At 35.1% G+C, this 25,772-nt stretch carries 19 protein-coding genes; 2 read left to right on the top strand and 17 right to left on the bottom strand.

The annotated features are described in order from the left end of the window. The 11 genes from EDB96_RS09345 to EDB96_RS09295 all read right to left on the bottom strand — a co-directional run. A partial coding sequence (locus EDB96_RS09345; RefSeq protein ID WP_243839324.1) for an arginine deiminase-related protein occupies positions 1-563 on the bottom strand: 563 nt, incomplete at its 3' end. Positions 564-638: 75 nt separating this feature from the next. After that, the gene (locus EDB96_RS09340; protein ID WP_134140383.1) at positions 639-1,553 is read right to left on the bottom strand and encodes a dimethylarginine dimethylaminohydrolase family protein; all 915 of its coding nucleotides are present in this window, start codon (positions 1,551-1,553) and stop codon (positions 639-641) included. A 66-nt stretch (positions 1,554-1,619) separates the two neighbouring features. Continuing rightward, complete coding sequence (locus EDB96_RS09335) at positions 1,620-2,669, bottom strand: cyanophycinase (protein WP_134140343.1); 1,050 nt, start codon at positions 2,667-2,669, stop codon at positions 1,620-1,622. 12 nt (positions 2,670-2,681) lie between these two features. After that, a complete protein-coding gene (locus tag EDB96_RS09330; RefSeq protein ID WP_057116308.1) occupies positions 2,682-4,070 on the bottom strand; it encodes a YfcC family protein in 1,389 nt (462 codons plus the stop codon). A 4-nt stretch (positions 4,071-4,074) separates the two neighbouring features. After that, positions 4,075-4,968, bottom strand: coding sequence for a cyanophycinase (locus tag EDB96_RS09325; RefSeq protein ID WP_134140341.1), 894 nt, complete (start codon positions 4,966-4,968; stop codon positions 4,075-4,077). Positions 4,969-4,976: 8 nt separating this feature from the next. Then, the gene (locus EDB96_RS09320; RefSeq protein WP_134140339.1) at positions 4,977-5,930 is read right to left on the bottom strand and encodes an isoaspartyl peptidase/L-asparaginase family protein; all 954 of its coding nucleotides are present in this window, start codon (positions 5,928-5,930) and stop codon (positions 4,977-4,979) included. Positions 5,931-6,027: 97 nt separating this feature from the next. Beyond that, positions 6,028-7,377: a RagB/SusD family nutrient uptake outer membrane protein gene (locus EDB96_RS09315; protein WP_134140336.1), complete on the bottom strand. Its 1,350-nt coding sequence runs from the start codon at positions 7,375-7,377 to the stop codon at positions 6,028-6,030. An 11-nt stretch (positions 7,378-7,388) separates the two neighbouring features. Beyond that, positions 7,389-10,391 carry a SusC/RagA family TonB-linked outer membrane protein gene (locus tag EDB96_RS09310; protein ID WP_134140334.1) on the bottom strand — a complete coding sequence of 1,001 codons (3,003 nt, stop codon included), beginning with the start codon at positions 10,389-10,391 and terminating at the stop codon, positions 7,389-7,391. Positions 10,392-11,038: 647 nt separating this feature from the next. Next, positions 11,039-13,084, bottom strand: coding sequence for a GEVED domain-containing protein (locus tag EDB96_RS09305; RefSeq protein ID WP_134140332.1), 2,046 nt, complete (start codon positions 13,082-13,084; stop codon positions 11,039-11,041). A gap of 811 nt (positions 13,085-13,895) precedes the next feature. Beyond that, complete coding sequence (locus tag EDB96_RS09300) at positions 13,896-14,519, bottom strand: hypothetical protein (RefSeq protein WP_134140330.1); 624 nt, start codon at positions 14,517-14,519, stop codon at positions 13,896-13,898. Positions 14,520-14,659: 140 nt separating this feature from the next. Continuing rightward, a complete protein-coding gene (locus EDB96_RS09295) occupies positions 14,660-15,847 on the bottom strand; it encodes a helix-turn-helix domain-containing protein (RefSeq protein ID WP_134140328.1) in 1,188 nt (395 codons plus the stop codon). 219 nt (positions 15,848-16,066) lie between these two features. On the opposite strand from EDB96_RS09295, the gene EDB96_RS09290 reads away from it, so the two are divergent. Together EDB96_RS09290 and EDB96_RS09285 are read left to right on the top strand one after the other, a co-directional pair. After that, on the top strand, positions 16,067-18,970 hold the full coding sequence (locus EDB96_RS09290; RefSeq protein ID WP_134140326.1) for a TonB-dependent receptor: 2,904 nt from the start codon (positions 16,067-16,069) through the stop codon (positions 18,968-18,970). 26 nt (positions 18,971-18,996) lie between these two features. After that, positions 18,997-19,812, top strand: coding sequence for a tyrosine-protein phosphatase (locus EDB96_RS09285; protein ID WP_134140324.1), 816 nt, complete (start codon positions 18,997-18,999; stop codon positions 19,810-19,812). Between the two features lie 115 nt (positions 19,813-19,927). Here EDB96_RS09285 and EDB96_RS09280 read toward each other — a convergent pair whose 3' ends face one another. The 6 genes from EDB96_RS09280 to EDB96_RS09255 form a co-directional block, all read right to left on the bottom strand. Next, positions 19,928-21,127: a cation:proton antiporter gene (locus tag EDB96_RS09280; RefSeq protein ID WP_134140321.1), complete on the bottom strand. Its 1,200-nt coding sequence runs from the start codon at positions 21,125-21,127 to the stop codon at positions 19,928-19,930. Positions 21,128-21,184: 57 nt separating this feature from the next. Beyond that, complete coding sequence (locus EDB96_RS09275; RefSeq protein ID WP_134140319.1) at positions 21,185-21,637, bottom strand: Hsp20/alpha crystallin family protein; 453 nt, start codon at positions 21,635-21,637, stop codon at positions 21,185-21,187. A 189-nt stretch (positions 21,638-21,826) separates the two neighbouring features. Further along, positions 21,827-22,747, bottom strand: coding sequence for a helix-turn-helix domain-containing protein (locus tag EDB96_RS09270; RefSeq protein WP_134140317.1), 921 nt, complete (start codon positions 22,745-22,747; stop codon positions 21,827-21,829). 2 nt (positions 22,748-22,749) lie between these two features. After that, a complete protein-coding gene (locus tag EDB96_RS09265; RefSeq protein ID WP_134140315.1) occupies positions 22,750-23,676 on the bottom strand; it encodes an oxidoreductase in 927 nt (308 codons plus the stop codon). Positions 23,677-23,829: 153 nt separating this feature from the next. Beyond that, complete coding sequence (locus tag EDB96_RS09260; protein WP_134140313.1) at positions 23,830-24,690, bottom strand: SDR family oxidoreductase; 861 nt, start codon at positions 24,688-24,690, stop codon at positions 23,830-23,832. 236 nt (positions 24,691-24,926) lie between these two features. Continuing rightward, entirely contained in the window at positions 24,927-25,757 is an 831-nt protein-coding gene (locus EDB96_RS09255) for an AraC family transcriptional regulator (RefSeq protein ID WP_134140310.1), read from the bottom strand. Positions 25,758-25,772 lie beyond the last annotated feature (15 nt).

The following is a 25,772-nucleotide window of genomic DNA, read 5'->3' as shown; positions in this document are numbered from 1 at the left end:
CGCTCGCCGTCAACAGTCTGAAAAGCTTCAAAAATTACAGGGGCATAATCAAAATCTTCGCAGAATTCTATAAATAACTCTTCATCTGCTCTCGGGGATAAAGCACAGTAAGCTTTTCCGTTTGCTCTATCTAATAATAAACTTCCTGTTCCTTCTAAGAAAATACCATCCTCTTCTGCAGAAGTATAATCCATTATATTAGTAATCTCAAATCCTTTTTCTTCTAGAGCATCTAAAATATCTTCGCGGCGTTCCTGGCGGCGGTTCTCAGCAAACATTGGATAAAGGGCTACATCCCCATTTTCATGAAACGAAACCCAGTTGTTTGGAAAAATACTATCCGGGGTATCTGTTTCTAAAGTATCTTCAATAACCGTTACATCAACGCCAACAGCTCTCAGTTTCTCAACAAAAGCATCAAATTCCTGCTGGGCTTTAGCATTTACAGTACTTGGCAATAATCCGTCTAATACTTTTTGGTAATAATTATTTACAGCCGTCTGCTCATTCATTCTAAAAGCAACTGGACGAATCATTACGATTGCATTTGTTGTTTGTCTCATTTTATTTATCTTTTTTGTTTCAGGTTTCAGGTTTCAAGTTTTAATCGTGAAACCTGAAACTTGAAACTTATTTTTCTAGTCTCTAATTAATGGAAGGGTTGAACATCTCAACAAACCCTCCTGCTTTGCAATTTCAGCATAGGGAATTTCTTCCACAGTAAATCCGTTTGAACGAAGCCAGTTATTTAATCGGGTAAAATTTTTCTCAGAAACCACAATATCTTTATCAATCGAAAATACATTGGAAAACATATTGTACATTTCTTCTCTTTCGATATGAAATAAATTTTCTTTCCCGAATAAATTTACCAAATACAGATAATCTGCTTCTTCACGAAAACCTCTTTTATAGATTATTCCTTTGTCTTTTCCAACCGGCTGAAAACAACAGTCCAAGTGTAATGCATTGTCGCGGGCTTCTAATTTGGATTTAACCAGATCAAATTCTTTTACAATTTTATTTGGAAATAATTCTTTTATAAAATTGACGCCATGCATATTTGTTCGTGCAGTTATATAATCTTTGTAATCGCTTCCTTTATAGGTACCTATAAAAATATGATCATTCCAGAGCATAACATCTCCGCCTTCTATATGAACTTCTTCCGGCGGACGCACGACTTTTAAAGGATCTATTTGATCAATTACATATTGAATGGCATCCAGTTCACGCTCGCGGTCTGGTAAAATATTCGATTTTATAATAACATCATCAATTACAAATCCAATATCTCTTGCAAAAATCTGATTGTAGTTTTCTATCAATTCGGGGCGGTAAACAGTTACATCATACTTTTGAAACACAGCATTAAAAGCATCCATTTCAGCAGTCATATCTTTTTCGACAGGATATGTTCCGGCTTTAATATGTTCCAATGATTTAGGATCATAGGCTTCTTCTAATGAAGGAGTCGGCCCATTATGAACGGCAGAACCCAAAACTACGGCACGCAGTCTTGACGTTTCGTTCTTTACATTTAATTGCAACATAACTTTATTATATTTTAAAGACAAAAATGGTTCATCTTTCATTAAAATGCATTTTTCTTTAGGTTCTTATTCTTTTAGTTTACCACTTTCTACAAACCATTTTTTCCATATGCCTCCTACTCCATCCTTCCAATTATTCAAATTAAATGTATTGACTCCTGTACTAGTTCCTCTAATTTCATAAACATTAATTGCAGCTGCATTCCGATTCCATTCTAATAGAGTGTTAGGCTTACAAATTTCTGGCTTGTTATCTGGAATTTCTGTATTTGGTACTATAAAGTATGCGATATCTTCCCTTGCAGGATAATTGCCAAAGACTCTTGCAATTCCTTTTTCGTCGATACATACCGATGTGTATTCATCACACGCAATTCCTTTAGCTTCTACTTTATAATCATTTATAATTCGAGCTAAAAAAGTCACGTGCCTTCCTTTTCTATCGGGGTTATCATAATGCGTATCGGTAATTACATCTTTTAATATTGCATTATCTAAAAATAAATCATTTGATAGTGCAATTTTAGTATCATAAGGATTCAATAAAGCTTCTTGAGAAGTTATCGTGCCGTTTTGAGCCGAAAAATAAAAATCACCCTGAATAGCCATTCCAGCACTGGTTCCGCCTACAACTGCCTTTCTTTTAATAGCTTTATTAATTGCTTCTGAAATTGGAGTATTTCTCCAATACGAAATATATTCCCATTGATCTCCGCCTGCAAACCATATCGCCTCAGCATTATTTATTTTATCCAATATATACTTATCTGACTTCGCTGCAGCAGTCTTAAAGACAATGGTTTCAACAGAATTAACGGCAACACCTAAAGAAGAGTGTAAGTACGAATTATAACCATCGGATCCCGAAGTTCTTAATATCAAAACATCTCCGCCAGCTGCCCTTTTTAGAAACCATTTCATTGCTTCATCATTTTCGGTGGCTCCTCCCATTAAGCAGATTCCGCCTTCTGGAACAGTAATTTTATCTACTTTATTTCCTGTAAAATAAGACATGTAGTTTTTTACTTCTGGTTTTTGTTGAACTGAATTTTCCTGATTATTTTCAGAAGAACAACCGCTTAAAATCAGCAGAAAAGTTATCGTAATTGTTTTCATTTTACTATGATTTTACCAATTAAATAAATATAAAGGAGGGAGAATCAGCAGCATAGACGCTATTAAAAACACCAACATTCTAGGCAGCATCCATTTAAACCATTTACTATAGGGTATTTTCGCCAAAGAAAGCGCTCCCATTGTAACCCCGCTTGTGGGAATGATAAGATTAGTAAAACCATCACCTAATTGAAAAGTAAGCACAGCCATTTGTCTGCTTATTTCTGATGCATCACAAATAGGAATAATAATAGGCATCGTTAAAGAAGCTTGTCCTGATCCTGAAGGAATAAAAAAGTTTAAAAATGATTGGAAAAAAAAGATACATTCGGCGGATATAGCTTTGGGCGTGTCCTGCGTTATTGATACAATTGAATTAAGTATTGTGTCAATAATTTTGCCTTCCTGCGCAATGATTAATAGTCCTTTAGCCAATCCAATTACCAAAGCTGCAGTCATCATATCTTTAGCTCCAGATACAAAAGCATCTATCGCTTTTGACATAGACATTCTGTAAATAATGGAAACAAAAATTGCTAATGCCAAAAATAAAGCAGCAATTTCGTTTATGTACCAATCATAATTACTCACCCCATAAATTAATATGATAATTGAAGCAAAAAGTGCATATAAAATTATTTTTCTTGAACCGTCTAATTTAAAATCTGATACCTCAAGACTGCTTTTCTCTTTCTCATCAGTACTGCCAAATAATAGACTTTTCTCGGGATTTTTTTCGATCTTTATTGCATAGTGAGTGATTACAGTGCAGGCACAGGTTGTCAAAACAAACCATACAAAAATCCTATATTCCATCCCGCTAAAAATTGGAATTTGTGCAATACCTTGTGCAATACCAATAGTAAATGGGTTACTAAAGGCTCCTCCAAAACCAACACCAGTGCCAACAATTGGAATAGCGGCACCAACAATAGCATCATAACCCATCGCTTTTGCCATGGGTACGGTAATTAAAATAAATATTAAAATTTCTTCGCTCAATCCAAAAGTAGCTCCAGCAAAAGAAAACAATATAATTAAAAAAGGAATAATGAAAATTTTATGTTTTGGCTTTTTTTGACTGAACTCAATTACATTAAAAAGTCCAGCATTTATGGCACCTGTCAAATTTATAATAGAAAAAGCACCTCCAACCAAAAATACAAAAGCAATAATTTGCGATGCGGAAATAAAACCTTTAATCGGAGCTTCTAAAAAAGCTTTAATTCCTTGAGGAGATGCCGCTACATGTTTGTACGAACCTGCAATAATCTTCTCAGTATTGTTCCCGTGTGACCTATCGAACTCTCCCGCAGGAATAACCCAGGTTAAACCAATAAAAAGAATAGTGATCACTAAAATGATAGTGATTGTATCTGGAAATTTTTGTAATAGTTTCATTTTTTTAAAGTTTAAATTTTTCTCCAGGTAGAAGAATGTCTATAAGAATATTTTCACCGCCCAAAAGACCATCTTTTGTTTTAATACTATTTTTATTCGAGTTTTTTAAAATGATAACTTGTGATTCTCCAGAAACTACTGCTGAGTCACCATGAACAATTAGGGCAGTTGATTCATTAATACCAATTGCTTTTTTATCAGGATGCTCTAAAACAACTGAAAGGAGCCTGTTCATTCTCATCCTGTAAATAAAGTGCTGATCTATGATTGCAGAGGGCATTAGTCCAAGTCCTTCTTTAATCTCAAAATTTTCTGACTCAATAGTTCGAAAGTTACCAGTGTACTGAGAATGTTTATACTCAATACCAGTTATCATTTCCCTGCTCATTACAGCAGCGCCAGCGCTTGTTCCAGCAATTGTCGCACCATTTTGGTATGCGGTGTGTATGGCTTGGTATGCTGGTGTGTGAAGAATTTGGGACATAAATAAATTTTGGTCACCGCCAGTAATGTAAACTAAGGATGCTCTTTTTATAGAATCAATCTGATAAATGCTTTGCTGCTCTTTTTTTAAATTAAATGTTTTTATTTTATCCGCATTGATCCCTACGTCAACAAAACTTTTTTTAGCATAGTATGACGCAGAGTCTGGCTCCTCGCTTGCCATTGGAAGTATTACAATAAAATCGTTATCTTTCAAATTACTAGTGCTTATCAATTCCTTAATCAGTGATTTAGATATTTTACCGCCTCCAATTATAAATAAGTTTCCTTTGGCTGTATTTTTTACAATTTTGCCTGCTGGTAAATTATCTTGTTTGAAAGACTTATTTTGTTTTGATTTGCATGATAAACTTAGTAATAAAATTATCATTGCTAATTGTTTGAAAGTTTTCATTTTTGACATTAAATTTTTTCTTCCAGATCCCAGATAAACACTTTCTTCTCACTATTTTTTTCACTCACATATCCTCGATACATTCCTTCCGAGTTATAAGAAAAATTAACATTGCCATCCTTATCAATTGCGATAAGTCCTCCTTCTCCTCCAAGCTTTGTCAAATGGCCTTTGATGGTTACTTCAGTTGCCTGCTCAAGAGACATTTTCCCAAATTCCATTAAATTTGAAACCATTGAAGAGACTGTGGCCCTGATAAAATATTCTCCAACACCTGTACAGGACACGCCGCAAGTCTTATTATTGGCGTAAGTACCAGCACCGATAATTGCAGAGTCACCAATACGTCCATCCAATTTATTGGTCATACCTCCAGTTGAAGTTGCTGCAGCTATATTACCATTTCTGTCAATAGCAACAGCGCCAACAGTTCCCATCTTTAAATTGGTATGATCCAAAAAACTTGCTGTTTCAGAAATTTTTTTCGCCTCCAAAAATTGTTCTTTTCTAAAATCAGTGTCAAAATAATGGTTATCCACTAATTCATGATTAGTTTGTTCTGCCAAACTATCCGCAGCCTCGCCTGAAATCATTATAATATCTTTATTTGCTAATAAGCTTTTGGCAAATAAAATAGGGTTTTTAATTTTCATACTGTTCGCTACCGCTCCAGCCTCTAAAGTAGCACCATCCATTATTGACGCTTCCAGTAAATGTTTGCCCTCACGAGAATAAACCGCTCCCTTTCCTGCATTAAAATGGATACTATTCTCTAAAACTACTACAGCAGCACTAACAGCATCAACAGCATTGCCTCCTTCTGCTAAAATTGCTTCTCCTGCATTCAGGGCAAGAATTAAGTCATTTTTTATTTTATTTTTGTCTGTTTGTGATAAATTCTCAGGAGTTATTACACCGGCACCTCCATGTATACAAAGTGCAAAGGTTTTTTTATTTGTCATTTCTTTTTTCTTTTTTCTTTTTTTTGATTTGAAAGAAGACTGCTGGCGAAATACCATTTATTGATGGATTCCGCAGTAGCAGCTTCTTATTTTGATTTTAATATCCTGGATTTTGTTCTAATTTGCCGCGAGCAATCGTAATTTCATTTTGCGGAATCGGATAAGTTGTTCTAAAGGCAGGAATATTTAAAATTGAAGATGCCTTTCCTAATCGAACTATAGTAAACCACTGATGTCCTTCAAAGCCTAATTCTCTTTTGTTTTCTTCAATGAGAACATTAATAAAAGCATCTAGATTTGGAATTTCCGCCAAAGTGTAAGGTTTAGCAGGCAGCGATCTTTGACGAACCACATTTAAATCAGCCAAAGCTAAAGTTAAATTTTGCGGGTCTTTCTTTGCCAGTGCCTCTGCGCGGATTAAATAGATTTCTGAAAGTTTGAGGATAATTGCATTTCCATCTATCTCGCTGTCACGGGTTCCATATTTATCACAAAAAACTTCTTTTCCTGAATTATAATATTTATAGCTTCTTGGATCGTTATCAGCGTCCATTGCTTTGAAGAAATTATTGTAGTTGGCAGAAACCTCTGGAGGCGAAACTGATAAATATTCGGTTAAACTATTACCGTCAATACCTAAAAACTGTAACTCCAGTATAGCTTCAGACGAACCTTCAACATCATAAATATCATTAAATTTTGTATTTAATTTATAAGTACTATTGCTGATCACTTTAGTGGCGTACAATATAGCGTTATCATAATCACCTTGATATAAATAAACCCTTGCAAGTAAAGCCTCGGCTGCTGCTTTTGTAATAAAAAATCTAGCACTGTCATATTTCAAAATTCCGATAGCTTCTTTTAAATCTGAGATTATCTGCTGATAAGATTCTGCAACAGTAGACCTGGAAATTTCGGCTGCCGCTTTTGCATCCAAATATTTAGTTGAAACAGGAACACCATATTTTGAGTTTAGATCTGTAAATTGTCCAAATTGACGCAGCGCATCAAAATGCCCTAATGCCCTGCAGAAAAGTGCAGTTCCTTTAGAATTATCATCTTGTAACTGAAGCTCTTCCATTTTTAGCAAAATCAAATTACTGGCATTAACAAGAGAATAAACATTTACCCAATTGCTTTGAATATAAGCATTTGAGGGAGGGACAATAGCATTGTCTAATTGTGTAAAACGTTCCTGAAAGCCTGTCGCATCAGCATTACCGCCTGTTAATTCCTGAGCCAATATAAATTCACCTCCATAGTAAGTGCCGCTTTGCATCACATCATATAATCCGACAGCTGCTGCCTTTAATGAAATATTATCAGTTATTGCAGTTGCCGCTGGAATTTCATCATCTAATTTAGTGTCTAATACATCGTCACATCCTAAAACGGTAAAGGCAAGCAGCATAGACAAGAATATATATATCTTTTTATTTTTCATGATTTTAAAATTTAAAATGTTGTACTTAGTCCTAATGTAAAAGTGCGCGCCTGACCTAGAGTTCCAAAATCTTCCCCTTGCATGCTGTTTAAATCTTGCTGACTTGAAGTATTTGTAGAAACCTCAGGATCAAAACCTAAATAATCTGTTATGGTAAACAAATTTTGAGCTTGTACGTAAAGAGAAAGACTATTTAAACCAATTTTATGAATAACATTAGAGGGCAGTTTATAAGCAAGACTTAACGTTTTCAATCTTATGAAATCACCGTCTTCCAAAAACTGCGTGCTAAAACGCTGCATTTGCCCATCTTTTGTTGATGGTCTTGGTACGTCGGTAATTTGCCCAGGCGTTCTCCAATAATTATCATATACTCTTTCGCTTATATTAGAATAAGGGATGCCGCTTTTTGTATAACCATAATTATCATAAACATGTCGGCTTTGATTGAATATTTTATTTCCTCCAGAGAATACGAAGTTTGCTGTTAAGGTAAATCCTTTGTATGTAAAATTATTGCTCCATCCGCCAAAATAAGTTGGTAATGCACCGCCAACAATCTGCCTGTCAGAGAAATCAATAATTCCATCCTTATTCACGTCATCAAATTTTGCGTCTCCAGTTTGAGGATCTACACCCAAAAATTTAATTAAATATAAAGTACTAACCTCTTGTCCTTCTTTAAGAATATGATTTCTTCCTACTTCTTCTCCATCATTGATTAATTTTTTAATCTTGTTGTCAAGCAGCGTAAAATTTACTCCTGTATTCCATTTAAAATCATTTCCATCAAAGACAGCAGCATTAATTCCAAATTCGAATCCTTTATTTTCTATAGCCCCAACATTTTGGTAAACGGAGTTAAAGCCTGTAAGTCCCGAAACTTTAGCCTGCAATAAAAGATCATCTGTTTGTTTGTTGAAATAATCTGCCGTAAAATTGATTCGGTTTTTAAACAATCCAAAATCTAATCCAATATCGAGCTGTTTTGTTTTTTCCCATCCCAAGTCTGGATTTTCTAATCGATTAGGAGCTATTCCGGGAACTCCATTATAATTAGCATTCAAAGTATAAGTTCCTCTCCAGTTTGAACCAATTTCCTGATTCCCTGTCAGTCCGTAACTGGCTCTGATTTTAAAATCAGAAATACTTTCAATTTTGAAAAATTTCTCTTTATTAATTCTCCAAGCTAGTGATCCTGACGGAAAATAGCCATACTGGTTGTTCTCTCCAAAGCGGGAAGAACCATCAGCTCTCACCGTAAATGATGCTATATATTTATCATCATAAACATAATTAGCTCTAGCAAAAAAAGACTGCAATCCGTATTGATTTCTACCAGACGTACTCGCAATAATTGTACTTGCCGCTGAAATACTAGATGTTGTGTTAGTAGCGTATCCTACACCAGACTGATCTGAAAAACGTGTTTCATTTTCTTGTATTGTCCAGCCTAAAATTGCTCCGAAATTATGCTTTTCGCCAAACTGTTTATTGTAGTTTAAAGTATTTTCCAAAAGCCAGTTGGTTTCTTCATAAGTCGCAAAAATACCTTCACCTGTTTTAGATTTATTTGTGCCAGACGGAACGTAAGAATCCTCAACTAAGTCGGAATATTCTAATGAAAAAGCAGACTTAAATTTTAAATCTGGAATAATTTTCCATTCCACATATGCTGTTCCCTGTACACGTGTCGATTGAGAGTTGTTTTTATATTCTTTGGCAATTTGAACAGGATTCTCAAGAGGCCACCAAGTATTGTATTTGAATGGATTGGTGTAATTCCCTTTATCATCATAAATTGGTTTTGTAGGATCCCATCCCTGCGCATTAATTACAACTCCATATTCATCATTTTCTCCAATTGTTCGCTGATGATTACTTCTAGTTATAAAAAAAGTGTTTCCAATTTTAAACTTTTCATTAATATTATGATCCAGATTCATACGAGCACTTAATCTCTTAAAGCCTTGCCCCAATTGAATTCCTTCCTGATTATAATAATTTCCGCTTAAGTAATAACTTGTTTTTTCGCTTCCGCCTTTAACACTAAGATCTAAATTTTGCGTTACACCCACTCTGAAAATTTCATCATAGATATTGGTGTTGATTCCTTTTGAAGTATCAATCCAATCAAAATAATCAGAACCTAGTCCGTCAAATTCTGCAGCGGTATTAAAAAATTTTTTAAACTTCTCGCTGTCTACCATTTTTGGATATTTTGAAATTTGAGCAAAAGAAGTATAGTAATTAACATCGACAATACTTGCACCAGTTTTACCTCTTTTGGTAGTAATTAAAATTACACCATTAGCACCTCTTGATCCATATATAGCTGCAGCCGCGGCATCCTTTAAAATTGTAAAAGATTCAATGTCATTTGGGCTCAAATCCGCTAAAGGATTAACAGGCTGTATATTAGCATTCAAGGCTGAATTATTTCGAGATACTATTGGAATTCCGTCTATTATGTATAAAGGCTGGCTGCTGGCCGAAATAGAAGATACACCACGGATATTAACACTCACAGCACTTCCAGGTGTAGCCGAAGATGAACTAATATTCACCCCTGGAGTCTGCCCCTGGAGACTATTTTCAAAACTTGACGAGGTTCCCTGAGGCAGGTCTTTTGTTTTTATAGATTGTACACTCGAACTTACATCCTTTTTAGATTGTGTTCCGTAACCAATAATCACCACTTCATCTAGACTTTGGCCTTGACCCGATGTCATAAAAATAGTGTAATTGGATTTTCCATCTATAATTACTTTTTGAGTTTGAAATCCGATATAAGAGAGTTCTATTAAATTGCTGTTATCAGGTATTTGAAGTTCAAATTTTCCATCAAAATCTGTAATTGCACTTGCTTTTGAATTAGGCGCAATAACATTGACACCTGCCATGGGAATATTGGATTGTTTGTCTACAACAGTTCCTTTTATAGTTTTTTGAGCGTATGTTGAAATGCATGATAACAACACAACAATTAGCTTTAGTTTATTGTTTAGTTTCATTTTCTTGATTTAAAATTTAATAAAATTGACAATAGAAATACCTTAACTATTCATGAAAATGAAGCGTTTTGGCATAAAAATCTGTAAACGAAGAAGGGAAACTTTAACAATTAAATATTGGCTGCAAACCTTTTAGATAAAGTGATTTGCAATCAATACAGCGGTTTGATAAATTGGTAAAATTCATTTGGTTTGGGTTAGTTTGGTTGAGAAAATAAAAAAATACAATAATGATATCAAACACTCCAGAACGGTGGTGTATAAATATCAATTTTATTCAGCAATTAAAGATAGGCTGAAGACCTCTTAAAGTAAGAGATTTTGTTTTTATGATTGTATTTGCTTTTCCTGAAATCAAAAGAGACTGATTTTATTTGATGTTAAAAGTAGAAAAAAAAATGAATTAAAAGATAAAAACCACACTTTTAATTAAATTTTATTTACCCTTTTAGTTTTTATAATGATTTTTCTTTATAATTTTAAGATTCCTGCCAAATAAAACAAAAGGATTTTCTAAAAATCTAATATTGGGAAACATATTCATTTGAAAAATAGTTTCCCAATATCAAAATAAATAATTCTAAAAAAGAAGTATGAAAATTGATTGCTTTGTCATTATCTGCGGAATGCTTTAAAAAACAAAAAAATTAATTTGATATTATAAATTTAGAACGTTTTACGACTTGGTCGCCCTTTCTGATAGAAAGTAAGTATTGACCCGCTTTTAGATCTGAAACATTCACATCTAAACTGTTTTCACCAGGATTCCCCTTAATGTTAATTGTTTTTAAAAGCGAAGCATTAAGATCATAAATAGAAACTTGAATATCTTCTTTTTCTGCCACTGCAAAATCAATTTTAAGGATATCTACAGTCGGATTTGGGTAAATTACTATTGGACTATTCGTTACTTCTATATTTTTAATTTCCTTAAATTTTGCAGTTCCGCCTGAAACATTCAATGTATAATCTTCTGTTTCGCCATAAGTATAAGTACCGCAAGAAGATGTAATTGAATTATAACTTACTATGATCCGCATTCTTATGTTTCCATTTACGGCTGATGCCGGTATTGTGATTTGAGGTGTTAAAGTGGAGCTACTGAAAATAGAATATACCTCTTCTCCCGAATCGGTAAATGCACCATTATTATTTAAATCAATAAATACTTTCCAGTATAATTTTCTCGTTGCACTAAATCCAGGAGTCAATGTCAAAGTGGTCGCGGTTCCTTTAGAGATGTTAGCTACTTGTGAAGAAAAATCAGCATAACCTCCATTTGAATTACTTAAATTACTAATACTGCCAATTGCTACTTTTTTAATCCATTCTCTACTGGCATCACTTCCGGCGGAAGAACAATAGGTCACTGTACCGCCCCCTCCAGATGTTGTGGTGAAGTTTATCGTTGCAGCTAGAGAAGAACCGCTTGTGCAATTGCCATAAACTTCAACATTATAAACAGTATTGGTATTTAAACTTGTTAAATTAACCGAAGTTGCTGTTGTAGCGCTAAGTGTTGTCCAAGTTGATGAACTATTTGTCTTATATTTAACAGTATAATTTGTTGCAGTACCCGCCCAGTTAAGGATTGCAGAATTAGTTGTTATGCTGCCTACAGTTAAATTTGTAGGCATAGGACAGCCTGATGGTGCAGTACCTAATGTTTCTGTTAAAGTCCCATTAACTACTTTAATCACTCCATAACTTGCTTTAGATCCTGAAACCGTCGTCCAATCGTTTAAATTTAGTGTGGTAGACCCTGTACTATCCCCTTCAATTTTGATGATCTTTACTCCTTTTCCGTTATTGTTCCAAGTTAAAGCAGAACCTGAAGTCACGGTTTCTGGTAACGAACTGGTATCAAATTGATAGAAATAAGCATAGTTTGCGCTTGCCGGAGCAAAAACCTTAGCAATACCATTTTGGTCAATACAAACTGCCGTTTTTTCATAAACCCCAATTCCTTTTGCATTCAATCCCGCACCCAAATCTTTCCACATTCTGGCAATAAAAGCGGTTTGCCTACCTCTGCGATCCGGATTATTATAATGTGTATCAGTAATTACATTAGCCAGTATTGGATTGTTTAGAAAATCATTTGCTCCAATGGTCATATCTGAATTATATGGATTGGCCAAGGCTTGAGCTGATGTAACACTTGCATTTGCAGCACTATAATAATATTTACCTTGAATAGCGCATCCAGCGCTGGTTCCTCCAACAGGTACTTTCTTTGTGTTTATAAGATAATTTATAGCGTCTTCGACCGGAGTATCTTTCCAATAAGATACATAAGTAGCTTGATCTCCACCTGCAATAAATAAAGCTTCAGCATTTCTGATTTTTGTCGCAATTTCTGCAATACTGGCCTTTGCTCTAGTATCTATTAAAATTGTTTCTACAGAATTTACTGTTCCCAATCCATAGATATAATCATTGTAAGCTCCTGTACCTGCAGATCTAATGACAACAAAATCACCGCCACCTGATTTTTGTATCATCCATTTTATTGCATCATCATTATCCGTTCCGCCTCCCATTAAACATGTACCTCCTGTAGTTGTGGTGTTAACATCCGAAGTACTTCCTGTTATCCAGCTTGTATAAGTTTGTGAGTAGGCAAAATTTATTGTGAATAGAAATAATACTATATTCAAATAATTCTTCTTGATATTGTAAATATTTTTCATAATATGTTTTTTGTTTAATGTTAAAATTTAAAAACTAACAATAGTCCTAAAATCGCAAATTATACTGTTGCAACATGTTTAAAACATATTACAACAATGTTTACAGAATTTTAAATGCTATTGAAAATTGTATTTTCCAATCTTTTAAAAATTAATAAAATGGAATATTAGTTTTCAATACAATTTCCAAAGTAGAAAGTAGAAATTAATATATTGAAAACTTTAAGTATGAAGAAAGCTATTTTCAACAATTGAATATTGGCTGCAACCCTTTTAAATAAAGTGATTTGCAATCAATACAAACGAGTGCTAAGTTATTATAGTTCATTTTTTGTAGTTGAGAAAATTAAAAATAAAATAACTAAATTGTAAACGAGAAGCTTTTAAAAGCAAAGGTCCGTAACAATTTTCTTCAACAATTAAAAATAGGCTGAAGACCTCTTAAAGTAAGAGATTTAGTTTTTAAAATTTTATTTATTTTCCTAGAAATCAAAACAGTAGATTTTATTTAACCAAAAATATAAAAAAAAATGATTCAATAAAATAAAATTTACAAATTCATTAAACTTAATTCATCAATTATTATTTTTATATAAATTAAATGCACATAAAATCAAAATTTATTGAATAAATAAAAATTTATCATGAGTTTAAAATTGATTTAATGGAGCTTTAAAAAATATTTAAACTATTCTAACACACGTGTAAATTGGACTCGAAATCAGGAAAATCAGGAAAGGAAATTTATCGTTCGAAAGAGGTAATCTGCAGGAAATCTATCGGTATGCGCTGTATTTGTTAATACCCAATCTTATATTTTTTGACCTGCCGATTTGATTTCTTTAAAATCCTCATAGTTGGTAAAGTACTCCAATGCCAAAACTAATATTATTGCGCTTGCATTATATACTTTTTGCATTATGACTGCCAAACCCAAATAACCAAATCCAAATAGAAAAAAGAAACAGTAAAAGGTCAACAAGCATAAAATACAGCAGAATTTAAGGAAATGAAGTTTTGACTTTAGAATATATATCGTAATTGTAAAGAGACCAAACAATGTTAAAACGATCGATATGGTTCCCAGATCATGCAAGGGCGTTGCAATTAAGAAAATAAATACTATGTTAACGATGCCAATAAATTTTAAAATTTTGGCCCATTGTACAGAAGGTATTTTTTTTGACATATTGATAAAAAAAATCCCATAACCCGCCGAGTGGAATGCCATCGCAATAACTGCCCAGATCCTGCCGGGATTTTCTGAACCATTTATCGCTTTTGCAGCAAATAAATTGCTTACGAAATTTTTTGACCAGCCAAACCCTATGGAATTCTTGTCAAACAATGAGCCGCCAGGATAAAGTGAGGCCGCTATTACCATCAAAATCAAGGAAATGGACAGACATAGTAAAACCGAATATTTTTTAACCATCTTCTTAATTGTTCAATTTTCCAACTCTCGACTAATTCATATGTAAACAAAAATACAGAAAAAACTAAAGCTGTATTTTTTCTAAAAAAATTAAACTTCAAAGTAATAATTCTAAAATACTGCAAAACAACAGAGTTCTTCTAAGTCGTTAAAACTTCTGCCGCAATTAAATTCAGGTATTCTCTAGGCGTGTATGTAGTTATCTCTTTAAAATATCTGTTAAAGGATGATTTAGAATTAAAACCAGATTCATACGCCAATTCCAAAATAGTAATACTGCTATTTTTTTCTGATAAACTTTTAAGTTTTTCTTTTACATATTCGATTCTGTATTCATTTATGAAAGTATAAAAAGACTTATTTACAAAATGATTTAATGTCTCACTTATATGATATTTATTGACGTTCGTAAGTTTTGCAAGTTTATCAAGCGTGAGTTCGCTGTCCACATAGTACTGCTCGTTTTCCATTGCTTTTTCAAGTTTCAGCAGTATCTTAAACATTTCACTCTGGCTTAATATTTCTTTTCTCTTTTGAGGTACGGATATCTCTCTTTCTTCTCTCTGAATATTTTCAATCGGATCCAATACAAAATTACTTACACTGCTTGGCTCCATTTCAGTAGTAATCTCATCACCATTGTAATTTCCAGAAGATAAAAGCATTTCAGTTTCTGTTACTGCCCCATATTTATAATTTATTATTCTAATTGTAATGACAATAAGAAGAGTATAAATTATAGATCGGCACAAATAATTTGAAGAGTCGAAGAAAGAGTTGAAAATTACAAACAAGACTCCTAAAACCCCAACAGATAAAAAAAGAGAAGCAAGCTGGACAACTAACTTTTTCTCCTGACTGTTTCTTGGCAGCTTATTCATCGCCAGGTAAATGATGCCGCATGAAAAAATAATATCCAGTGGAAGCAGTGTGTAAAGACTAATTGTATTGTACCAATACAGCACTAAATAAGCTTTTGGGGATGTTACTGATAAAACGCACACAGTAGAAAAATAACCTATAGCACCGATAATAAACGGAATAAAAAGATACCATTTTGAAGCAGTTACAAATTCAGGACGGATTGTTTTTAAGGTATAGAGGTACAATAATGGAATGTAGCAGAACCCGATAAAGGTATTCATCATATTTAAAACCTGCTGATCCTCCACAAAAGTAAAAATGAAAAATTTTATAGAAAGATGCAGCCCAATGCATACTACGAGAGATATCAGCAAATCATCTGCATTTTTTCTGTACCTGCTTCTTAAAAGTAATACTGCGGCTAACAGCGCCTGAAAAATTCCTATTGCAATAATGTATTTCATCTTAAAATCTTTGTGCTAAAGTACCATGAGGCTGTTAATTTAATGTTTATTAAATGCGAAATAATTGATTCGTAACAATTTAATAACAAAAATTAAAACACTAAAAATAAACATCTTACAGCCTAATCAAAAGATTGACACTTTCTAAAAGTAGTTCTAGATCGACAAAGTCGTTTGCTAGTTTAAATCGAAGCAATCTTTGCAGAAAAACTACAAAACATGACACCTAAAATTATTTTAAAATCTTTGTTTAAAAAGGAAAAGATATTTAAAAAAATACTTTTCACTGCTGCACTAACAATTGGTTCTATCGTATCGAATAATGCACAGACCATAAAAGGAGTTGTTACAAGCGATGCAGGAACACTGCCTACAGCTAACATTACTGGAAAAACATTTAATAACTCGGCAGTTTCAGATCTGCAGGGTGCTTTCACCCTTACAGCACCAACCGAAGGAGAAGCTGTTATTGAGATCAGCTATATTGGATTTGAAACAAAATCGATAACTGTAAATCTGGCAAAAGGAATAAATGATTTGGGGCTGATTCAAATGACACCAGACGGCTCAGCAGCACTAAAAGAAATTGTGGTAAAAGGAACCATGGCTCCTTCTCAGGCAAAAGCTTACAGCATCAAGAAAAATTCGCTTGCCATAATGGATGTAATGGCGGCCGATGCTATTGGTAAATTACCAGATCGTAATGCCGCCGAAGCAGTACAGCGTATGCAGGGTGTTGCCGTAGCACGTTATCATGGAGAGGCCGATCAGGCAACGGTCAGGGGAACTCCTTTTGCATGGACTTCTACCCTCTTTAACGGAAATCGTCTTCCGAGTTCTAATGTTATGGGAAATCGTTCATCAGTTTTAGATGCCGTTCCTTCAGAAATGATTCAATATGTACAGGTTGCAAAAGCTGTTACCCCAGATATGGAAGGAGATGCCATTGGAGGGTCTATCAATTTTATTACACGCACAGCCCCATCAAAACGTGTTTTGAATGTCAGCGCGGCCGGAGGTTACAATACATTCAGTGAAAACGGTACTTACAATGCTTCTGTAACTTATGGAGACCGATTCTTTAATAACAAATTGGGAGTAATTGTTTCTGGGGCAATCTGGAGCAGACAATGGGGATCTGATGAATTTGCTGCAACTTATAATACTGGTGCTGCTGTTGTTGAACAGAAAAAATCTCTTAATACCGTTCTTTTTAAACGCTATATGGGAGAGCGTGAAACGAAAGGATTAAATGTAGGTGCTGAATATAAACTTACTCCATCTGATAAAATATTCTTTAGAGGAATGGCAAATAAATTTGATGACATTCGTCCTGTTTATGAATCTTATATTGATTATACCAATTCTCGTTTTCAATACAATTACAGATATTCTCATTATCAAACAGCTTTAAATGGTTTTGAAGTGGGTGGTGAACATCAAATGAGTGAAAAATTTAAACTGGACTGGAGCTACAGCAATCATAAATCAGAATATTACTTAGACACTCCTCCAACTTCAAGCAACAAAGGACTTCCTATTGCTACTTTCCGCCAGAAAATAACAGGTGGTTTCAATGATCTTTCCAGTGATGGAAAACGTTACTGGGGATTTGATTCTCCAAACGGAGTCGGCGGTACCGTAGATCACTTCGAAACTGGTATTGCAAATCCAAACGAAGTGATGGATCCTTCAAAACTACTATTAAACCAGCTGGTAATTGCTCAGCTTGATAACAGTGAAAGAGACCAGATCGGGCAAATTAATTTAAAAGTAGAAGCCAGTTCCAAAGTAAACCTGAAATTCGGTGCAAAATACCGTCATAAAGACAGAACAAACACTTACGGATCTAATTTTGTTTATCTGCCTGGAGCAGCTGTCGGAATTCCAAATTCGCCTGCTTTAGTGCCGCTTTCAGCATTGCAGACTACTAATTTCCCTAACGGAAGCAAGTTTTTTGGAAACATGAATGGTGATTTCAGCCAGTTCATCGTAAACCCATTGACTAAAGATCAGTTGTTTAATATGTACGGACAATCTTTCCAGACTGCTAACGGATTTATGGATTTTACATCCAAAACAAATGCAACTTCTTTTTATACAGGTGATGAAAATGTAATTGCAGGTTACGCAATGGCAGAAATAGATGCAACAGATAACCTAAAGATAGTTGGAGGTCTACGCAATGAGTATACTGCTATGACTTTAAACGGAACTAAAGCTACTACTGAAGGAACTCCTGCAGTAATAACGCTGAGTCCGTCTGTGGTCGAGAATAATTATAATTCGTTTCTTCCAATGCTTCATTTAAAATATAAAGTAAGCGACAAATCAAATCTTCGTGCTGCTTACACCCGCACATTTGTCCGTCCGAATTTTGGAGACATGACACCTGGAAGTTCCACAAATACAACAGCTTCTCCTCAGACTATCACACAAGGGAATCCTGATCTAAAGCCAACATTCAGTAATAATTTTGACGTAATGGGAGAATACTATTTTGATAATGTGGGAATTCTTTCAGGAGGTATATTTTACAAAAATATTACAGATGTGGTATTTACAGATGTAAGTATGCAGAACATTGACGGAAATGATTATTTGGTTACTCAGGCAAAAAACCTAAACAAAGCATCTTTAGTAGGATTTGAAGCTGGAATCAATAAAAGGTTTGATTTCCTTAATGGATTCTGGAGCGGTTTCGGAGTAGAATTTAATTACACTTATTTAGACTCAAAAACAGAAGTGCCGCGTGTTAACGGAACAAATACTTTCAATGACAAAACAAGTCTTCCTAACCAATCTAAAAATCTTTTCAATGCTATTTTATTTTATGAAAGAAATGGCGTAATGGTTCGTCTTGCAGGCAATTACCGCGGCAATTCTGTAGAAACCATAAATCAGCAATTAGGTCCTGATTATTACATTTGGTCCGATTCTAATTTCACAATTGATGCTTCTGCAACTGTCAATATCAATAAAAAACTTAAAGTATTTATTGAGTTAAACAACCTTAGTGATTCACCAGTAAAAATGTATATGGGGAATGATAAACGCCGTGTTACTTCGCAGGAATGGTACGGAAGCCGAGGACAGGCAGGTCTGCGTTATGACATATTTTAAAAACAAATAAATTAATCAATATAAAAATGAAAAAGACAATTATTATAGCTGCAATTTTAGTACAGACATTAGCAAATGCTCAGCTTACTGACAGTATTAAAAGACTCGTTCCTGTAAAAGGTGCATTAAATTTTAGAGATGTAGGCGGATACAAAACTGCAGATGGAAAAGAAGTTGTTTGGGGAAAAGTATTTAGAAGTGCTGGAATTGATAAATTGACAAATGAAGATCTAGCGCTTTTGGATAAAAAGAAAATCCATACAGTAGTTGACTTCAGAGGCGTTGCAGAATCTAAAGCAGCTCCGGACCGTTTACCTCAAAATACAGATTACACTTTAAGCCCGGCAGGAAGTGACAGTATTCCAAATCCTGCTCAAATGGTTAAACTTTTAAAAGAAGGAGGTTTTCTTGAAAAATTTTATGGGATTGATGCTGTGAAATACAGCGGAGACAGGTTCCGTCCGTTATTTGTAAAATTATTAACTGCTGATAAAAAAGAAGCCGTAATGTACCACTGCACCGGCGGACGTGATCGTACCGGTATGGCAACTGCCTTATTTTTATATATTTTAAACGTTCCTGAAAAAACCATTGAAGAAGATTATGTGGCATCTAATGTATATCTTAAGAAAATGAACAACGGAATGATGGCTCCGCTTGCAAAAATGAGCGGTTTGACAGAAGCACAGGTAGAAAATGAAATGGCATTAAAACCTGAACTTATCCGTTCGTTTTTTGGAGGCATTAAAACGCAATACGGAAGTATAGAAAACTTTTTACAGCAGGAAATGGGAATCGGGCCTAAGGAAATAAACATTCTAAGAAAAAAATATACTAAATAATAATTTCAGGTTGTTGTTTTTAAAAGCGATTGATTTTTCAATCGCTTTTTTGCTTGTATATTTTTTGCCGCAAAAATTCAGGTAGTTTTTAGAGATATTTTACTAGTCTCTTTTTTTAAGACAAGCTCTTCTTCGAGCATTTGAAACCCGTCTTACCCTTCTTGTTGATTTTGTAAATCAGCTTCTGGATTACCATAAGCCATATAGTGGTAAAAGCCATTGTCAAGGTAATTACTGCTAAGGTAATCTGGTACATAAAAGGACCTATCAAACCTAGTGAGGAAGCGGTTGTTATTAATACGAAACTAAACTCTCCTATCTGAGATAATAATGCGCCCGCGTATATACTATCACGCCAAGAATTTTTTGTAACCCTAAAGAGAACCGCGTTAATGACACTATTGCTGAAAAGCACCGCGATTGAAATCAGCAGTATGGTTAAAGTATGCTGCGAAAAGAATTTAATATCCAACTGCAGTCCGACGGCTACAAAAAAGAAAGCCATAAAGAAGACCCTGAACGGCATAAGGGATTTATCGAGCCAATGAGTCGCTTTATCATGACCGATTAAAATTCCTGCTGCAAAAGCCCCAAAAGCGGTTGATAAACCGAGTGCTCCAGTTATCCAGGCCATTCCAAAACACAAGCTGAAACCTATGAAAACCTGCAATTCGTGATCTGCCGCAATTTCGCTGCTCATGGGAAGTTTCAGTGGTTTCTGCCCCACTGCACGTTTTAAAAACAGCAGCATAAGCAGTCCAGCAGCGCACACTTTAATCAGCTGGATCTGCGAGATATGATTTCCTGACATAAAATTTAGGATCAGCATCATTGGAATAACCAATATATCCTGCAGCAAAAGCACACCTCCTGTAATTACTCCCAGACGACTGTTAATTTCTCCCGTTCTGGCCAGATATTGAAATACTATAGCAGAGCTGCTTATGCTTATAATAAAAGCCATCAAAACTGTAGTTGTCATTTTCCATCCTGCATAAGACCCAATGGTATGCATAAAGAAAAAACTCAGCAGCAGATGCACAAAAGCGATTAAAAGCGGTTTATGAATATTTCGTTTCAGATTTTGAATATCAATCTCACGGCCAATGGAGAACATAAGCAGTACAATCCCAATTTCACCTATTTCTGCAATCACTCCTGGATGGTCAATAATATTGAGAGCCTGAGGCCCTAAAAGTGTTCCAGCGACTATATAAGCGATAAAATATGGCTGTTTTAAACCGCGAAGAAGCAAGATAAGCAGTAAAATAACAAAGGACAGCACAGCTATCCCAGAGAATAATTGTGATAACATGTGGAAATGATTATAAAGAAAGCCGCCGGAGGCAGCTTTCTAACTGTGTTGTTTAACTTAAGAAATATCAATCAGACGGGGAGATTTTTCTTTGGCTTGTTCGAGCTTTGGAATAGACAGCAGTAAAATTCCGTTTTCGTAACGAGCACTGATTTTATCTTCGTCCACTACATTTTTTGGCAGGGTAAAGCTTCGCTGGAAGGACTGATAACTAAATTCCCTGCGAGTAAAATTTTCTTCCTGGGTATTTTGCTCATTTTGTTTTACCGAAGAAATAGTGAGCTGCCCATTGTCAAGAGTAACCTTAAAGTCCTTTTTGTCCATTCCCGGTGCGGCGACTTGGACTTCGTAATTCTCATCTGTTTCCTTAATATTCACAGACGGCAGTGTAGTGCTTGTTGCTGAAAAATTGTTGTTTTCCCAATTGAAAAGATCACGGCCAAAAAAATCATCAAAAAACAAGCGTTGAAAAGCCGGTATACGGCCTGCATCTCTTTTAATAAGATTCATAACATTAATTTTTAAAATTGTTAGACAATAAAAATTTGAACGTGCACACCAGCGTGCACAAGAAAAAAAACAAATTATGTGCCAGTGGAAAAAAATGACATTTTTTCATATATTATGATGAAAAAATGTCACTTCTGTAGGGAGTTCTTTCGGCCGCAGCTATTGTGATGTCTACTACAACTTTGTTTATTAATTAAAAGATGCCCTATACTCAAGCGGTGTAACGTTCATCTTGGTTTTAAATAATTTACTGAACGATTGCGGATGCTCAAACCCAAGCTGGTATGCAATTTCGCTTACAGAAAGATTTGTAGTGGACAATGCAGCTTTTGCTTTTTCGATTAGTTTGTTATGGATATGCTGCTGTGTACTTTGACCTGTGATAGTTCTCAGCATATCGCTTAAATAATTAGGAGATAGATTTAACTTCTCTGCAAAAAAGTGAACTGTTGGAAGTCCTGTTTCCAGTATTTTACGGCTTTCAAAATATTCGTCAAGCAAAATTTCCATTTTAGTCAGCAGGTCACTGCTGGCAGTTTTGCGGGTAATAAATTGCCTGTTGTAAAATCTGTTGGAATAATTTAGCAGCAACTCAATCTGTGAAACCATCACGTCTTGGCTGAATTGGTCTATCGAATGATTGTATTCTTTTTCAATATTCTTAAAGATCTCTCCAAGCATCGCTTCTTCAGACTCAGACAGGTGCAATGCTTCATTTATTGCATATGAAAAGAAGCCGTAATTTTTTATATTTTTTCCAATTGGATAATTTCTAATAAGGTCGGGATGAAATACCAGCAGCCAGCCATCTGCACTCCTATTTCCATTTTGGGTGCCAGATGCTATTTGTCCCGGTTCCATGAATGCCAAAACACCTTCGTCAAAATCATAATAATTTTGGCCATAGTTGAACTTGCAGTCAGCATTGTGCTTTATAGAAACAGTATAAAAGTTGAGTATTGCCTTTATCGAGTTATCAATAGCATCGTACTGAACATCGTTATAGGAGATCAGGCTGACCAATGGATGCTTAGGTTTTGGAAGCCGCATTAGTTTATGCAGTTCCGAAACGGAGTTGATTTTAACAAATTTATTTTCTATTGGACTCATGGTCATTCAAAATTATAAATAATTTGGCTTAATTTTTCAGAAACCTTCCAAAGTTTTCCAGCTAACTCCTTATCATAAGATTTATCACTTGACCGTACCAGTTCAGGATATCCTTGCATTTCGTTCATTTTAGTTGGTCCAAAATATTCACCACCTTTTACATTCGTATCGGTTGCAGCCCTTAATATGGGCAATGTACCCATCTCAACGCTCTGTGCAAGTATATTGGTAATTACAGCCTGAACAAAAAAACCTGTATGTCTAACAAGATTTGTTTTCGTATAGCCGGGATGAGCAGCAACAACTGTTATGTCAATCTTATTCGCTTTCAGTTGTCTGTCAAGCTCATACGCAAATAATAGATTTGCGAGTTTGCTTTGGGAATAAGCAACATACTTATTGTAAGCTTTATTAAAATTAAGATCATCAAAATAGATATCTGGCTTGCCCATTTTTGCCTTATGTTGTCCGCTTGACTGTATTGCTATACGGGAATTCGGGGTGCTCTTTAAAATATCCAAAAGCAGGCCGGTCAGCAGGAAATGTCCCAGATGGTTGGTTCCAAACTGGACTTCGAATTTTTGCGTGGTGAGTTCACGCTTTGCTGGAAACATGACACCTGCATTATTAATAAGTACATCAAGCTGTTTATACTTCTTATGAAACTCTTGCGAAAATTGATGAATTGAAGCAAAGTCGGAAAGATCCAGCTGCATCAGGTCCAGCTTGGCATTAGCGTTTTTATTTTTGATCAGAGAAATTGCTTCCTTACCGCTTTTTAGGTTACGGGCAGTCATGATTACGTGAGCGCCCTTGCTGCTCAATACTCTGGATGCTTCCAGTCCAAGTCCGCTGTTTGCACCAGTAATCAATATTGTTTTCCCTTGCTGTGAAGGAATGTCGTCTGCAGTCCAATGTTTTGTTGTCATTTTTTTTTATATTTAATTATGGCACAAAGCTGAGAAACTTAAAAAGTGTCACAGTTGCCGCACTTCATAAACCAGTTTCGCGACAGCTATATAGAGAGAGATCGAGAGTTTGAAGCCAGATTTCTTTATAGGCATTTGGATAACCTCATTCTGCTATTTAAGCCCAAATTGTGATTTTATACCGCTAATAAATGTAGCGTCATCGTATTGCTGACGGTTTGCCATAAGCATTTTAGCATCTTCTCCCGCTGTATATCTTAACTGATCTGTTCCATCGGTTGCAGCTTTAAAGATTACTTCAGCCACCACACTTGCAGGCGAAGCATTTTCAGCCATTGTTGGCATTGCTGCCATCAACGAACCAACAAGACCTTGGTATTCGGTTATGTTTTCATCGTTGCTAAAAACTAAAGACCTGCCTGAAAAATCGGTTGCTATCATACCTGGTTCGACAATTTTAACCTGTCCTCCAAATTGTGCTAGTTCAAAACCAAGCGATTCTGAAATACCTTCGACGGCAAATTTTGTTCCGTGGTACAATGAACCCATAGGAAAAGTCATTTTGCCTCCAATAGAAGAAATATTAATTATAATACCTTTTTTATTCTTTCTAAAGTGAGGCAGAACGGTCTTGGTAACATCTAAAAGTCCGATGACGTTGGTATTAAATTGTCTTAAAACCTCATCCCTACTAAATGCCTCTAGTGGTCCGTATGCACCATAACCAGCATTATTAAGTAATACATCAATGCTGCCAAATTTTTGAACGGCTTCCATAAATGCATTGTGAATAGAATCCAGATCTAAAACATCAAGTTTTGTAACTAACACATTATCTAACTGTTTTAATTCTGATCCGCTCTCTGGATTTCTCATTGTAGCAATTACATTCCAGCCTTTTGACTGAAATAACTTTGCAGTTTCTTTTCCAATGCCACTGCTTGCACCTGTAATTAAAATTGTTTTTTTCTGTTGTGAAGGGATGTTGTCTGCTGTTGAATTTTTTGCTTCCATTTTCATGTTTTTTAATTATAACACAAAGGTCAGAAACTTTAAAACGGTCAAAGTAGCCAATTCTCTGAAAGATGTATCCTAATCAAGGTTTCTAAGTTCGTTTGTCGAACTGTCAGTTTAGGCAGAATATAACGTCTTGAAGGAGTAGTTGAAATCGAAGAGCAAAGATTCAGTTCAGGATTTCATTAGAGAAATGTCAATGAATTTCGTAATTAACTCGCCATATTAGAATGCGGCTAGCGGCTAACATCTGTTTTTCTTACAGCAAGCTCTGTTGGCGACTGTCCGAATTGTTTTTTAAAGGCATACGAGAAGTGTGATAAGTTTTCAAAACCAACTTCGTAAAAAACGTCAATAGGTTTTCTATGCTTTTCGGTCAGCTGGTAATGGGCAAGTTCCAGCCGTTTCATTGTCAGCCACTTTTGTGGTGTGGTATCAAATGCCTTTTTAAAATCCCGCTTAAAAGTAGTCAAACTGCGTCCAGTCAAATAAGCAAATTTTTCTATTGGCATATTGAACATATAATTTCTTTGCATAAACGCTGAAATATTGATTTTGTGCGGTTCTGAAAAATCGGACAAAATAGTATCAATATCTCTATTTACAGAACGTAAAATAGTAATAGCTTCCTGAATTTTCAATGTCGACAGGTCTTGCGGCAGCTTGTAATCCAAGTTAAAATAGGGAAGCATTGAAGCGAAAAAACTGTCCAGCAAAGGATCTTTGGGGAACGGAATAATGTTGTCAGTTTTGGAAGCCAGAAAGGTTTCCATATTTTTATGCTCGTAGAAATCTCTCAAAACATCGTGGGTAAGTTTTACGATAATTGCTTTGTAAGGCAGACCGTCTTTTTCAGATTTTATCAATGAAGCCAGCCTGTTTCGTGGAAACAGAAATGTTTCACCTGCTCCCAAAACATACGTTCTATTGGATTGGATTACTTTTAGTTCGCCCGACAAAACCCGAACAACAGAATGTTCTTCAGCTATCATTTCGGTATTGTGATGAACTGCTTCGCTGCAAGTAAAAACAATTTCAGCATGGTTATTTATCTGTCTTGTTGCCATAATGCAAATGTAAAA

It is taken from the genome of Flavobacterium sp. S87F.05.LMB.W.Kidney.N, assembly GCF_004366435.1.
GTDB lineage: Bacteria > Bacteroidota > Bacteroidia > Flavobacteriales > Flavobacteriaceae > Flavobacterium.
This window is presented reverse-complemented; position numbering and strand designations above follow the sequence as displayed.